Source organism: Magnetospira thiophila, assembly GCF_054657015.1.
Genome location: NZ_BAAHXF010000002.1, coordinates 350,552 through 363,474, shown reverse-complemented (window position 1 = coordinate 363,474; position 12,923 = coordinate 350,552). Strand labels below are relative to the sequence as shown.

General features: G+C 62.5%; 13 protein-coding genes and 1 tRNA gene. 9 read left to right on the top strand and 5 right to left on the bottom strand.

What is annotated here, in order from left to right:
* Window positions 1–70: 70 nt before the first annotated feature.
* Window positions 71–1,933 carry an SLC13 family permease gene (locus ACYQ1P_RS11305; protein ID WP_460020463.1) on the bottom strand — a complete coding sequence of 621 codons (1,863 nt, stop codon included), beginning with the start codon at window positions 1,931–1,933 and terminating at the stop codon, window positions 71–73.
* 144 nt (window positions 1,934–2,077) lie between these two features.
* Between ACYQ1P_RS11305 and ppk2 the strand changes: the two genes are divergently transcribed.
* The 3 genes from ppk2 to ACYQ1P_RS11290 all read left to right on the top strand — a co-directional run bounded on the left by ppk2 (window position 2,078) and on the right by ACYQ1P_RS11290 (window position 3,681).
* Window positions 2,078–3,139 (top strand): polyphosphate kinase 2, encoded by a 1,062-nt coding sequence (ppk2, locus tag ACYQ1P_RS11300; RefSeq protein WP_460020462.1) that lies wholly within the window; start codon window positions 2,078–2,080, stop codon window positions 3,137–3,139.
* A complete protein-coding gene (locus ACYQ1P_RS11295) occupies window positions 3,136–3,510 on the top strand; it encodes a Rap1a/Tai family immunity protein (RefSeq protein ID WP_460020461.1) in 375 nt (124 codons plus the stop codon). Before ppk2 ends, ACYQ1P_RS11295 begins: the two co-directional genes overlap by 4 nt.
* A gap of 95 nt (window positions 3,511–3,605) precedes the next feature.
* Window positions 3,606–3,681, top strand: a tRNA-Ala gene (locus ACYQ1P_RS11290).
* Between the two features lie 10 nt (window positions 3,682–3,691).
* Here the strand turns inward: ACYQ1P_RS11290 and ACYQ1P_RS11285 are convergent.
* Both ACYQ1P_RS11285 and ACYQ1P_RS11280 read right to left on the bottom strand, forming a co-directional pair.
* A complete protein-coding gene (locus ACYQ1P_RS11285) occupies window positions 3,692–4,270 on the bottom strand; it encodes a histidine phosphatase family protein (protein WP_460020460.1) in 579 nt (192 codons plus the stop codon).
* 185 nt (window positions 4,271–4,455) lie between these two features.
* Complete coding sequence (locus tag ACYQ1P_RS11280; RefSeq protein ID WP_460020459.1) at window positions 4,456–4,608, bottom strand: hypothetical protein; 153 nt, start codon at window positions 4,606–4,608, stop codon at window positions 4,456–4,458.
* Window positions 4,609–4,818: 210 nt separating this feature from the next.
* Between ACYQ1P_RS11280 and ykgO the strand changes: the two genes are divergently transcribed.
* The 6 genes from ykgO (at window position 4,819) to ACYQ1P_RS11250 (ending at window position 11,441) form a co-directional block, all read left to right on the top strand.
* Window positions 4,819–4,944: a type B 50S ribosomal protein L36 gene (gene ykgO / locus ACYQ1P_RS11275; protein WP_460020458.1), complete on the top strand. Its 126-nt coding sequence runs from the start codon at window positions 4,819–4,821 to the stop codon at window positions 4,942–4,944.
* Between the two features lie 130 nt (window positions 4,945–5,074).
* Window positions 5,075–6,562, top strand: a complete 1,488-nt coding sequence (locus ACYQ1P_RS11270) for an FAD-linked oxidase C-terminal domain-containing protein (RefSeq protein WP_460020457.1) — start codon at window positions 5,075–5,077, stop codon at window positions 6,560–6,562.
* Between the two features lies 1 nt (window position 6,563).
* Window positions 6,564–7,757: a glycolate oxidase subunit GlcE gene (gene glcE / locus ACYQ1P_RS11265; RefSeq protein ID WP_460020456.1), complete on the top strand. Its 1,194-nt coding sequence runs from the start codon at window positions 6,564–6,566 to the stop codon at window positions 7,755–7,757.
* Between the two features lies 1 nt (window position 7,758).
* The gene (glcF, locus tag ACYQ1P_RS11260) at window positions 7,759–9,036 is read left to right on the top strand and encodes a glycolate oxidase subunit GlcF (protein WP_460020455.1); all 1,278 of its coding nucleotides are present in this window, start codon (window positions 7,759–7,761) and stop codon (window positions 9,034–9,036) included.
* A 60-nt stretch (window positions 9,037–9,096) separates the two neighbouring features.
* A complete protein-coding gene (locus ACYQ1P_RS11255) occupies window positions 9,097–10,422 on the top strand; it encodes a UDP-glucose dehydrogenase family protein (RefSeq protein ID WP_460020454.1) in 1,326 nt (441 codons plus the stop codon).
* 17 nt (window positions 10,423–10,439) lie between these two features.
* Window positions 10,440–11,441, top strand: coding sequence for an NAD-dependent epimerase/dehydratase family protein (locus ACYQ1P_RS11250; protein ID WP_460020453.1), 1,002 nt, complete (start codon window positions 10,440–10,442; stop codon window positions 11,439–11,441).
* Here ACYQ1P_RS11250 and ACYQ1P_RS11245 read toward each other — a convergent pair.
* Complete coding sequence (locus tag ACYQ1P_RS11245; RefSeq protein ID WP_460020452.1) at window positions 11,438–12,457, bottom strand: aldo/keto reductase; 1,020 nt, start codon at window positions 12,455–12,457, stop codon at window positions 11,438–11,440. The two genes, ACYQ1P_RS11250 and ACYQ1P_RS11245, sit on opposite strands and share 4 nt — an antisense overlap.
* 117 nt (window positions 12,458–12,574) lie before the next feature.
* Entirely contained in the window at window positions 12,575–12,904 is a 330-nt protein-coding gene (locus ACYQ1P_RS11240; RefSeq protein WP_460020451.1) for a TusE/DsrC/DsvC family sulfur relay protein, read from the bottom strand.
* Window positions 12,905–12,923 lie beyond the last annotated feature (19 nt).

Sequence of the window (12,923 nt, the reverse complement as noted above, 5' to 3'; positions counted from 1 at the left end):
CATTCTATGAGACGCGGCAAGGTGGCGCATTGGGCTCCCGCAGGTCAAGCAAAAGTCCAAAACCGGCGAATCACCCGGTCACGATGGCCACATATCCGGTGAATGTCAGCCACAACAACAGGATCAACGGCCCTCCGGCGCGGGGGAAATCAATGTATTTATAATGCCCCGGCCCCATCACCAGCAGACTGGTCTGATAGCCGGTCGGCGTGGCAAAGGCACAATTGGCGGCCATCACCACGGCAATGGCATACAGATGCACATCGCCGCCCATTTCCCGGGCCAGTCCGATGGCGATCGGGGTGAACAACACCGCCGAGGCGTTGGAGCCGATGATATTGGACAGCAGGGCCATGACAATGAAAAAACCGGACAGAACCGCTACCGGCCCGGCCCCGCGCACCAGATCAATCAATCCGTGGGCAACTAGGGTCGCTGCGCCGGTCTCCTGCAAGGCCACGCCCAGGGCCAGGGTGGCCGGAATGACGGTGATGATCCGTGCGTCCAGGGACCGCGAAGCCTGTTGCAGACTCAGGACCTCCAAAATGGTGACCGCCGCCGCGCCGCTCAGGGCGGCCACCGCGACAGGCACAATGCCGGTCGATGCCGCCACGATCACCGCCAGGAACACCAGCAAGGCTCGACGGGCCCCGGCCTTATTGGGCAACCGCTCGCGGGACCCTGACATAAGCACCACATCAGGATCGTCACGCAGCCGTTCCACATCCTCGGCGCGCCCTTGAATGAGCAAAACATCACCCACTTCCATGGGAATTTCCGAAAGACGGCTGCGAAACACCACGTCGCGACGCCGGATTCCCAGCACCGCGCACCGGCTGCGCACCTGAAACCCGGCCCGCCCGACCCGCCTGCGCAACAGACTGGAGCCGGGCGGAATCATGATCTCGGCCAATGCCCGGTCCGCATCGTGCAGGACTTCCTCAATGGATTCGGGGGGCTCGTGGTCATGAAAGCCGGGGGGGCGCAACAGCCCGGGCTCCTTGCCCTGCACTTCTGTCAGAGCCTTCCGTGACCCGGCCACCACGACCAGATCCCCGGCTTTCAGGCGCAGGCTGTGATAGGGCGGGCGGAACACCTGATCGTCGCGAATCACCATGCGCAAGCGGACCTGCGGCAAGTCCTTGAGCACCGCGCCGACCGCTTCGCCGCCATCCAGGCGTCCGCCGGAGATCACGGGAATCTGAGCCAGGAAATACTTGTGGGAATGGGCCATGATGCGATCCGCCAACGATCCCCGATCGGCCAACAGACGCGGCATGACGGTCACGACGTAAATCAGTCCGACCAGCGCAAGGAGCCCTCCCGGAACGGCGAATTCAAAGAACCCCAACGGTTGCTCGCCCAGGGCGACCAACTCGCCGGACACCAGCAAGTTGGAGGCCGAACCGATGAGTGTCATCGAGCCTCCCAAGGCGGCGGTAAAACTCAATCCCATCATGATCTTGCCCGGTTTGATCTTCATGCGTTCGGCGATGGATTGCAGGATGGGGATGAAGATCACCACCACCGGCACGTTGTTCATGACCCCACTGATCAGGCTTACCGCCACCATGGCCAGGGCGACGGACAGCCAGGCCGATCCACCGGCCAGACGCAGCAGCATCTGCGCCCCCAGTTCCAGCACCCCGGTCCGCACCAACGCTTGACCGACCACCAGCAGCCCGAGCACCGTCATCAGGGCCGGATTGGCAAACCCCGCCAACAAACGATCCACCCCAAGTTTGTTGGAGCCAGAACCGTCCTCAACGGGGAAAAAATGAAACAACGCCATCAACAGGCAGATGGCCCCGATGGAGGTGATCTCCATGGGCAGGCGCTCGGTCACATAGAGCGCCAACACGCCGATGACCAGGGCCAGAACGGCCCATATCCGGAAATCCAGAATCTGGATTGGGAGTAGATTGCCGTCCATGACCCCTCCGTGATTGAGAGTCATGGTCGCCTAGAATTCAGTTGGCTGCAAGCCGTGAAACCGTCACGGATCGACTTGAAGATTTTGCCCAGTCATGCAACGATATTACAGAAGTCGGAGGTCCAGAAGAAAATGGGGAGCGCCATGAGTGACGACAAGGAAAACATCCCTCAATTGATCGAAGACGCCGCCCAAGCGGCCCTGAAAGCGGAACTCACCCCGCCCCAACCGGACAAGCCCGCCGCCAAAAAGGCACCCGCAAAACCAACCACGGGCCGACGTGGGAAACTCGTGGAAATCGAATCCGAAGCGGTGGATAAAGCCAGCACCTCCGCCAAGACGTTCAAGGTCAAACTCAAGGGGACCGACGCCGAAACGGCGAAAGTGAAAAAAGTCATCAAACGGCGCGCCGGGAAACCGGTGGTTCAGCCCGATGACCGCGAGGACAACCTGGGCAAGTTGCAGATCGACCGCTATCTGGCCGTCATGACGCCGTTGCAGATCGAACTGCTGAAAATGCAGAACCACGTCAAGGAAAACGGCGACCGCATCCTGGCCATCTTCGAAGGTCGTGACGCCGCCGGCAAGGGCGGCACCATCAAGCGCTTCATCGAGCACCTCAATCCGCGCGGCGCGCATGTGGTGGCCCTGGAAAAACCGACCGACCGCGAACGTTCCCAATGGTATTTTCAGCGTTATGTCACCCACCTCCCGGCGGGCGGCGAAATCACCCTGTTTGACCGCTCCTGGTATAACCGGGCCATGGTTGAACGGGTCATGCATTTCGCGACCAAGGAAGAGATCAAGGAGTTCCTGCGCTCGGTGCCGGAATTCGAACGCACCCTCATCCGCTCCGGCATGAAGATGTTCAAGTTTTATTTCTCGGTCAGCAAGGAAGTGCAGCGGGCGCGTTTCGAAAGCCGGACCGACGATCCGCTGAAGCAATGGAAGCTCAGCCCGGTGGACCGGGAATCACAGGGCCTGTGGGATGACTATACCCAGGCCAAGGAGGACATGTTCTTCTACACCTCCACCGCCGACGCCCCCTGGACCATCATCAAATCCGACGACAAGAAACGGGCTCGGATCAACACCATCCGCTACTTCCTCAGCAACATTGATTACCCGGATCGAAACCTGGATCTGATACGCTACGACAGGCGAATCATCCGCACGGTCCAGGAAGAACTGGGGGTCGAGGATTGATCTCTCTACCCACCCGCCTCCGGGTGGCCTGTGTGCTATTGGGTATCCTTTGCGCCGCGCCGGTCGGGGCGCAACAGGCCGATGATCGGACGCTCTCCGGCTTGGATATCCTGGAGATGTGCGGCAGCGCGGTCCTGGCCGACCAGAATTATTGCAAGATCATCTATGAGGGCGTGATTTGGGGCGCGCAGATCATGGCCCCGTCGGCGGACGGGCATCGCCGCATCTGCCTGCCGGAGGACGCCACTTCCGACACCCTGAAGCGGGTCTATGAGACCTACATGGAAAACCATTCCCGGGAACAGGACCGCACCTTCAAGGACACCATGGCCGACGCCTACGCCGAAGCCTTCCCCTGCCCCACCCCCTGACCGGGCCGTTTCCACTTTCTTGGATTTCAGGGGGGCGAAACGTCGCCCTTTTTCTTGACAGACGCTCGGACCCAACCCATTATCCCGCACCTCGTGGGGCCGTAGCTCAGTTGGGAGAGCGTCGCGTTCGCAATGCGAAGGCCAGGGGTTCGAATCCCCTCGGCTCCACCAAATTCTCACTTCATGGCATTGTTCGGACCAGCGGCAGATTCACCCGCTTCAGGTGGATGTGGTCCCCTGTCATTTCGTATAGGTGGGCATGGCCGTCCAACAGCCTGTCCGGTGCATCGCCGTGCATGTCCCAGCCCGTGGCAACCGCATAAACCGCCTTTAGCACCCCGCCATGGCAGACCACAGCGGTCGGCCGGGTCAGGGCGGCGAGGACGGGACGCACCCGGGCGAACAGATCGAGCAGACTTTCGCCGCCGGGCGGGCGGAAATCCAGCCCCCTGCGGTCCAGCGGACGACCGAGCAGCATCGACACCTGATCATGGGTCTTGCCTTCCCAGTCCCCCCAACTGGCTTCGCGCAACCGATCGTCGGCCGGAACGTCGTCACGACCGGTCAGCAGGGCGGCGGTTTCCCGGGCCCGGACCAGGGAACTGCTGATCCAATCGACCCCCGCGAGCGGCTCGGGGATGCGCCAGGACCGCACCCATTGCCGCCCCACCTCGGATAGCGGAATGTCCGTGTGCCCCTGAATGCGGCTCTCGGCATTCCACGAGGTCGGCCCGTGGCGAATCAAGGCAAAGGAGATCATGGCACCTCGCGAAAACAATCGGGATCGCCCGAGACTCCATGTCCTCGCCCTCCTCTCAAACTTCATATCACCCGAACGGGACAGAAATGTGACAGGTCGAGGAGCAGCGTAATCGTCAGCGCGGATCGGTCACCGAGCGCAGCGCCCCGCTCTCACGAGGCGCAAAAAATGAACCGCGTTATGGTCTATGGTATCGCCGTTGGCTGCGGCCCAAAGAGCTTGCCGACCTGCCGCACCGTGCCGACCAGCAACAGGCCGACCAGCATTGATTCGAACAGCAACGCGGCCAGCAGCCACAGGCCGATAAACCCCAACAACACCATGATTAACATTTCCATGATACACCTCTGTTTCTGGCTTGGCTGTGGAAGGGTCAAGCTCATTATATGAAATATTATAACATTACATGAGATTCGGTGACAATGGAATTTTCAAACCAGCGCTCAAACCAGGGATCAGAGCGTTGACACGGCGGGTCTGTCCCTCTATGGTCCCGGCTCTCGCGTTCCGGACAGGGTTGGAGCGCACCGGAATTCGAGGTGAGTGACATGAAAGTTCGCAATTCATTGAAGACCGCCAAGCTGCGTGACAAGGCCTGCCGTATCGTGCGCCGCAAGGGCCGGGTATTCGTCATCAACAAGGCCAACCCGCGTTTCAAGGCCCGCCAGGGCTGATTTCGGGTTTTCCGGCTTATCGGTCGGAGCTCTTTCGAAAAACCGCACCCTTGGGCGTGCGGTTTTTTGTTTTTTCAGATTTCTATGTTTAGACTGGCTCGCAACGAATCTGCGCTCAGGAGCCTGTTTCATGCGCCTTCCCCAGTCGGACCCGGACATCATCGCCCGGCGGCGGGATATTGTCTCCGCCATGCGGAGGATCGTGCCGGGGGAAGGGGTGATCGTCGACGAGCAGGAACTGAGAGCCTACGAATGCGACGGCCTGACCGCCTATCGTCAACTGCCGTTGATCGTCGTCCTGCCGGACACCACAGCGCAAATCTCTGCAATCCTTCGTTATTGCCATGAGAACGAAGTCAATATCGTGCCGCGCGGGGCCGGAACCTCGCTGTCCGGCGGGGCGATTCCCCGGGGCGACGCCCTTACCCTCGGGCTGGGCAAATTCTCACGCATACTCGACATTGATTACGACAACCGGTGCGCCGTGGTGCAGCCGGGGGTGACCAATCTGGCCATCAGTCAGGCGGTGGCCGAGCGCGGCTTCTATTACGCCCCCGACCCATCGAGCCAGATCGCCTGCACCATCGGCGGCAACGTGGCCGAAAATTCCGGCGGCGTGCATTGCCTGAAATACGGCCTGACCACCAACAATATTCTGGGTCTGGAAATGGTGCTGATGGATGGCGAAGTGATCCGCCTCGGCGGCAAGCACCTGGATGCCGAGGGCCTGGACTTGATGGGCGTGGTCTGCGGCTCGGAAGGGCTGTTGGGGGTGATTACCGAGGTGACCGTGCGCCTACTGCGCCAACCGGCCAGCGCCCGGGCCTTGCTGATCGGCTTTCCCACTGTGCAGGCGGCCGGGGATTGTGTCGCCGCCATCATCGCCCGGGGCATCATCCCGGCGGGCATGGAAATGATGGACCGCCCGGCCATCGCTGCGGCGGAGAATTTCGTCCATGCGGGCTATCCGTTGGATGTGGAGGCGCTGTTGATCGTCGAATTGGACGGACCTCAGGCCGAGGTCGAGGACCTGTTGGACCGCTGTTCGGAGATCGCCCGCGTGCGGGGCGCGACCACCCTCCAAGTCAGCCAAGACGATGCGGAACGGCAACGCTTCTGGGCCGGACGCAAGGCCGCCTTTCCGGCCATGGGCCGCATTTCGCCGGACTATTACTGCATGGACGGCACCATCCCGCGCCACCAGTTGCCGAACGTTCTGACCAAAATGAACGAGCTGTCCCAAAAGCATGGTCTCGCCATTGCCAATGTGTTTCATGCCGGGGACGGCAACCTGCATCCGTTGGTGCTCTATGACGCCAATATCCCCGGACAATTGGAAACGGCGGAGACTTTCGGGGCCGACATCCTGCGCCTCTGCGTGCAAGTGGGCGGCGTGTTGACCGGAGAACACGGGGTCGGCCTGGAAAAGCGCGACCTGATGCCCGAGATGTTCAACGAGACCGACCTGGCGCACCAGGAACGGCTGAAATGCGCCTTCGATCCCGAAGCCCGGCTGAACCCGGGCAAGGTGTTCCCGACCCTGCACCGCTGCGCCGAACTGGGCCGCATGCACGTCTCACAGGGAAAGGTCCGCTTTCCCGACATCCCCCGGTTCTAACATGACCACCTTCCGTCCCACCGACGAACAGCATGCCCTGGAGGCGGTCCAATGGGCCGCCGCCTCTGGGCAAGCCCTTGAAATCACCGGCGACGGCAGCAAACGGGACCTGGGCGCGCCGGTTGAGGCCACAAAGTGGATCGACACCCGGGGCCTGCAAGGGGTCACCCTCTACGAACCCGCCGAACTGGTGCTGACCGCCCGGGCGGGTACGCCCTTGCGCGACATCAAGAAACTGGTCCGGGCCGAGAGTCAGCATCTGGCCTTCGAGCCGCCGGATCTGGGGCCGTTGCTGGGACAACCCGCAGGGCAAGGCACCCTGGGCGGTACCGTTGCCTGCAACCTGTCCGGCCCCCGTCGTCCCATGGCCGGGGCGCTGCGTGACCACCTGCTTGGCCTGCGCGGGGTCAGCGGTCGCGGGGAGATTTTCAAAGCCGGGGGTCGGGTGGTCAAGAATGTCACCGGCTTTGATCTGGCCAAACTGATGGCCGGGTCGTTCGGCACCCTGGCCCTGTTGACGGAATTGACCCTCAAGGTTCTGCCGCGCCCGGAAACCACCCGCACCCTGTTGATCCACGGGCTCGACGAGGCCACCGCCGGACACGTGCTGACCGCCGCCCTGGCGTCTGGACATGACCCCAGCGGCGCGGCCCATCTGCCCGCCGATCTGCCGCACGGCCCCGGTCATGCGGTCACGGCGCTGCGTCTCGAAGGCACCGCCCCCTCCGTGGCGGCTCGACACGCGGCACTCGGCGAGATGCTGGAGACGCAGGGCGAGATGGAGACGCTCAGCGATGCCGCCGCCCGCCTGTTCTGGCTCGATGTGCGGGACGTGGCTTTTTTCACCGGGCAGGACTCCCAGGTCTGGCGGCTGTCCGTCCCGCCGAGCCAGGGGGCGGCTGTCTGCGCGGCCCTGCGTCGGCTCCCCGGGGCATGCCCCTATATGGATTGGGGCGGCGGCCTGATCTGGCTCTCCCTACCGCCCAGCACAGACGCCAAGGCCACGGAAGTGCGTGCCACCCTTTCCCCCTGCGGAGGTCACGCCACCCTGATCCGGGCCAGTGCCGAGATCCGCAAACAGGTCCCCGTGTTTCACCCCCAACCCGCCCCCCTGGCCGCCTTGCAGGAGCGGGTGCGGGCGGGGTTCGATCCCCGGGGCATTCTCAATCCCGGTCGCATGAAGGGAATGTCCTGACATGCGCACCACCTTTTCCCCACAACAGCAAGCCGATCCCCTCATCCGCGAGGCCGAGCGCATCTTGCGGGCCTGCGTCCATTGCGGTTTCTGTACCGCGACCTGTCCCACCTACCTGTTGACCGGTGACGAGTTGGATGGACCGCGCGGGCGCATTTATTTAATCAAGGGCCTATTGGAAAACGCCGCACCGCCCTCGGCCCCGGTGGTCCGCCATCTGGACCGCTGTCTGGGCTGCCTCGGCTGCACCACAACCTGCCCATCCAGCGTCGACTTCATGCATTTGATGGATCAGGCCCGCGCCCAGGTCGAGGCCCGATACCGGCGCCCCTGGTGGGAGCGCTCCCTGCGCAGCGCCCTCGCCGCCACTCTGCCCGATCCCCGGCGGTTCCGGGGAGCCTTGCGGGTCGGTCAAGCGGCCAAGCTCTTTCAGACATTACTACCCTCGCCGTTGAAATCTTTACTTTATGCCTTGCCCGCAAAGATCCCCTCGGCCCCCTCCGAGTCCCCGCACCCGGCTGTCAATGGCGGCCTCCGCATTGCCCTGTTGTCCGGCTGCGTGCAGCAGGTTCTCGATCCGGCCATTGACGCCGCGACCCGTCGCCTATTGACCCGACATGGGATTGAGGTGGTCAGTCCCGACGGCGCCGGATGCTGCGGTGCCCTGGCCCTGCATCTGGGCAAGGAGGCGCAGGCCGCCGAACAGGCGCGACGCAACATCGAGGCCCTCGAAGCCTGCCAGCAGCAACACGGCCCCATCGACCATGTGATCCTCACCGCCACCGGCTGCGTGCCGACCCTGAAGGACTATGAGCATCTGTTCCACCACGATCCTATATGGCGGGAACGCGCCGCCCCCTGGGCCGCCAAGGCCAGGGACCTGTTGGAGGTCCTCGACAAACTGCCGCTGGTTCCCGTCCCGATCAAAGACCTGCCGCCTCTGGCTTGCCATGAACCCTGCTCGCTGCAACATGGGCAGAAGTTGGGAGGGCTGGCCGAACAGATTCTGACGACCTGCGGATTCGAGGTTCGTCTGCCTAAAGAGAGCCATATCTGTTGCGGCGCCGCAGGCACCTACAGCCTGTTGCAGCCTGCGTTGTCGCGGCAACTCAAAAACGCAAAAACCGCCACCCTGAAGGCCACGAATGCCCCTATTGTCGCCAGCGGGAACATGGGCTGCCTGCACCATCTGGAACGCGACAGCGGCCTGATCTGCCTGCATTGGGTGGAACTGATCGACTGGGCCACCGGCGGCCCCAAACCGGGCCGCTTAACCTGATTTTAAGGGAAGCTTTCCATGCTGGAAGCCTTGAAATAATAACAATATTCAGGGGCGATCATGGATATTTCGGTCATTGGCCTGGGCAAGCTGGGCTCCCCCATGGCCGCCGTCATGGCGAGCAAGGGACATCGGGTGATCGGTCTCGACTTCAACCCGACCTACGTGGCCGATCTGGCCGCCGGACGGGCCCCGGTGGAGGAACCGCAACTCCAGACCTTGATCGACCACGCCCACGCGAACCTGACCGCCACCACCGATTACGCGGAAGCCATCGCCCGCACCTCGGTCAGCTTCATCATCGTCCCCACGCCGAGCACCGAACAGGGGGAGTTTTCCAACGACTATGTGATTCAGGCCCTCGATTCCATAGGGGCCGCCCTCAAGAACAAGCCGGGGCGGCATCTGGTGGTGTTGACCAGCACGGTGATGCCCGGCAGCAGCAGCCAGACCCTGATCCCGGTTTTGGAACGGGCGTCCGGACGGCGCATCGGCCCGGATCTGGGCTATTGCTACAGCCCCGAATTCATTGCCCTGGGCACCGTGGTGCGCGACCTCCTGAACCCCGATTTCCTGCTTCTGGGCGAGTCCGACCGCCTCTCCGGCGATGAACTGGAAACCCTCTATCACGGCGTCTGCGACAACGACCCCCCGGTTGCCCGGATGAATCTGGTCAATGCGGAATTGGCCAAGATTTCGGTCAACGCCTATGTCACCATGAAGATCTCCTTCGCCAACATGCTGGCCGATGTGTGCGACCGTTTGCCCGGTGCCGATGTGGATCAGGTCACGGCGGGGCTCGGCCTCGACCGGCGCATCGGCCCCCATTACCTGAAAGGCTCCATGGCCTTCGGCGGCCCCTGTTTCCCGCGCGACAACAGGGCATTCGGCGTGCTGGCCGACCGTATCGGGGCGCGTGCCGACCTGCCCCGCTCCAGCGACCTGCTCAACCAGTATCAGTCCCGGCGGCTGATCGACATCGTCCGCAAGATCGCCCCCTCCGGCTGCACCGTCGCGGTGCTCGGCTTATCCTACAAACCGAATACCTATGTGGTCGAGGAAAGCGCCAGCCTGCGTCTGGTCAGCGACCTGCACAGTGGAGGCTATCGGGTCATTGCGCACGATCCGCAGGCCCTGGACTCTGCCCGCGCCGTCCTGGACGCCCCGGTTACCTTGCAGCCGGATTTGCGCCGGGCCTTGGACGCGGCCGAGGTGATCATCATCGCCACGCCCTGGGCCGACTACAAGGCTCTGCCGTTGGATTTGTTGGCGGGCAAGGCGGTGATTGATTGCTGGCGGCTGCTGGATGACGCACAATACGGCAGCGCTTGCGCGTTGCACCACATCGGCTCCGGCACCCTGGCCTCCAGACCACCACATTATTGATTTTGAAAGGCTATACCATGTTCGACTTCTTCCAGGTGGCGGACCGTGACGATTTGATTGTCGTCACCGGCGGCGGCGGCTTCATCGGTGGCCATATGATTGCCGACCTGCGACGGGCCGGATACCGCCGCCTGCGCGCCGTCGACATCAAGCCGCTCGATCAATGGCATCTGTCCTTCGATGACGTGGACAACCTGATCCTGGATCTGCGCGAAAAACCGGCCTGTCTGAAAGCGGCCCGGGACGCGGTATGGATCTACAATTTCGCCTGTGACATGGGCGGCATGGGATTCATCGAGTTCCACAAGGCCGATTGTATGCTCTCGGTGCTGATCAACACCCACATGCTGATGGCAGCCCGTGACGTGGGGGCCAAACGCCTGCTCTATTCTTCCTCGGCCTGCGTCTATGCGGCCGACAAACAGACCGACGCCAATGTGACAGCGCTCAAGGAAAGCGATGCCTACCCGGCCATGGCCGAGGACGGCTACGGCTGGGAAAAGCTGTTTTCCGAACATATGTGCCGTCATTTTCGCGAGGATTACGGCGTCGATACCCGGGTCGTGCGCTACCACAATGTCTATGGCCCCGACGGCTCATGGAACGACGGTCGCGAAAAGGCTCCTGCCGCCATCAGCCGCAAGGTGGCGCTGGCCAAGCTCACCGGCGACCACAATATCGAGATTTGGGGCGATGGCGAACAGACCCGCAGTTTCATGTATATCGACGACTGCCTGGAAGGCACCAAGATGATGATGGCCAGCGACGTGCTGGAACCGCTTAACGTAGGCAGCGACGAACTGGTCAGCATCAACGGACTGGTGGATCTGGTCGAGGGGTTTGCCGGGATCAAACTTCAGCGGCACTACAATCTGGACGCCCCCAAGGGGGTGCGCGGCCGCAATTCGGACAACACCCTGATCCAGCAGAAACTCGGCTGGGCGCCCTCCATTCCCCTGGCCGTCGGCATGGAGAAGACCTACCGCTGGGTCTACGATCAGGTCAAGGCGAGTCTCTAAGTCACCCGCCCGCGCACCGGATAGGCCGGGTCCGTATAGCCCGGCGTCGAGCAATGGCCGGGCGTCACCAGGCTGTCCACCAGCATTTCGTCTTCCTGGGTCAGCAGCTGGGCCAGCGCCCCCATGTATTCGCTCCATTGATCGAAGGTGCGCGGCCCGGCGATCACCCCGGTGATCAGGCGATTGTTGAGCACCCAGGCCAGGGCAAACTGCCCGGCGCTCATGCCGCGCGCCGTCGCGTGGCTGCTCAGTTGCTGGGCCAGGACCAGGGACTCCGGACGGAATTCGGTTTGCATGATCCGCCGATCCTTGCGTCCGGCCCGAGAGTCCACCGGAGGCGGACTCCCGGGGGGATACTTGCCGGTCAGCACGCCGCGCGCCAGCGGGCTGTAAGCCATCACGCCGATCCCGTGATACTGACAGACGGGCAGCACTTCCACCTCCACCTGCCGATTCAGGATGTTGTACAGGGGCTGCAAGGCGATTGGCCCGGGCACCCCCAACCGTTTGGCCACACTCACATATTCGCCGATCCGCCAGGCGTGGAAATTGCTCATTCCCCAATAGCGGATTTTCCCGTCGCGAATCAGATCGGCCAGCGCCAGCACCATCTCCTCCACCGGCGTCGCCTCGTCATCGCGGTGCAAATAGAGCAGGTCGATATAATCGGTCTTGAGCCGTTGCAGGCTGGCCTCGACACCCTGAATCATCCATTTGCGGCTGAGTCCGCTCTGATTTGGCCCCGGCCCCACCGGCAGGCCGGTTTTGCTGGCCAACACCCAGGAGTCCCGGCCCGGGTTCAGCAGCCCGGAAAGCACCTCCTCGGAGCGGCCTTCCTGATAGACGTCCGCCGTGTCGATGAAATTGATTCCCGCATCCCGTGCCGAGCCGATGATCCAATTGCAGTCCTCGGGTTCCGCCGGACCACCGAACATCATGGTCCCCAGACACAGACGCGAAACCTTCAGGCCGCTGGCCCCCAGGCGCACATGCTCCACATAGTCTCCCAGGTTCATCGTCCGGCCCTCTACAGCTACGGGAGAAGGCAGTTTAACCCCGCAACAGCTTGAAACACAATGCCCCCGGGAATCAGACGACTCCCGGGGGCAACGGCATTTTCGCGGAAATCCGGCTCAGTAGCCGCCCTTGCGCTTGGTTTCCGGCAATCCGGCAATGCGGGTCGCCTGCTTCGAGGGCTGCATGGGGAAGAGATCGTAGAGATCCTTGGTACCGATCTTTTCGCCCCAAGCCTCCGACATGGCCTTCACCATGTTGCGCTCGTTGGGCTGCGACCCAGCATTATCGAAATACTCTGAACGCAGAAAATTGATCAGATCCCAATGACGCTCGGTCAATTCGCCGAGGCTTTCGGCGGCGGCCATCTCGCGGGCCAGATCCTCGGACCAGTCCTCCGTATTGACCAGATAGCCGTTGGCCGTCACTTCCACATCCGCAATACCCATTTGTCGTTCTCCTCCTGCT

What these genes read in the sequence shown, in the direction of transcription:
- ACYQ1P_RS11305 (WP_460020463.1), bottom strand. Translation starts at nt 1,933, where the DNA reads ATGGACGGCAATCTACTCCCAATCCAGATTCTGGATTTCCGGATATGG.
- ppk2 (WP_460020462.1), top strand. Translation starts at nt 2,078, where the DNA reads ATGAGTGACGACAAGGAAAACATCCCTCAATTGATCGAAGACGCCGCC.
- ACYQ1P_RS11285 (WP_460020460.1), bottom strand. Translation starts at nt 4,270, where the DNA reads ATGATCTCCTTTGCCTTGATTCGCCACGGGCCGACCTCGTGGAATGCC.
- ACYQ1P_RS11280 (WP_460020459.1), bottom strand. Translation starts at nt 4,608, where the DNA reads ATGGAAATGTTAATCATGGTGTTGTTGGGGTTTATCGGCCTGTGGCTG.
- ykgO (WP_460020458.1), top strand. Translation starts at nt 4,819, where the DNA reads ATGAAAGTTCGCAATTCATTGAAGACCGCCAAGCTGCGTGACAAGGCC.
- ACYQ1P_RS11270 (WP_460020457.1), top strand. Translation starts at nt 5,075, where the DNA reads ATGCGCCTTCCCCAGTCGGACCCGGACATCATCGCCCGGCGGCGGGAT.
- glcE (WP_460020456.1), top strand. Translation starts at nt 6,564, where the DNA reads ATGACCACCTTCCGTCCCACCGACGAACAGCATGCCCTGGAGGCGGTC.
- glcF (WP_460020455.1), top strand. Translation starts at nt 7,759, where the DNA reads ATGCGCACCACCTTTTCCCCACAACAGCAAGCCGATCCCCTCATCCGC.
- ACYQ1P_RS11255 (WP_460020454.1), top strand. Translation starts at nt 9,097, where the DNA reads ATGGATATTTCGGTCATTGGCCTGGGCAAGCTGGGCTCCCCCATGGCC.
- ACYQ1P_RS11250 (WP_460020453.1), top strand. Translation starts at nt 10,440, where the DNA reads ATGTTCGACTTCTTCCAGGTGGCGGACCGTGACGATTTGATTGTCGTC.
- ACYQ1P_RS11245 (WP_460020452.1), bottom strand. Translation starts at nt 12,457, where the DNA reads ATGAACCTGGGAGACTATGTGGAGCATGTGCGCCTGGGGGCCAGCGGC.
- ACYQ1P_RS11240 (WP_460020451.1), bottom strand. Translation starts at nt 12,904, where the DNA reads ATGGGTATTGCGGATGTGGAAGTGACGGCCAACGGCTATCTGGTCAAT.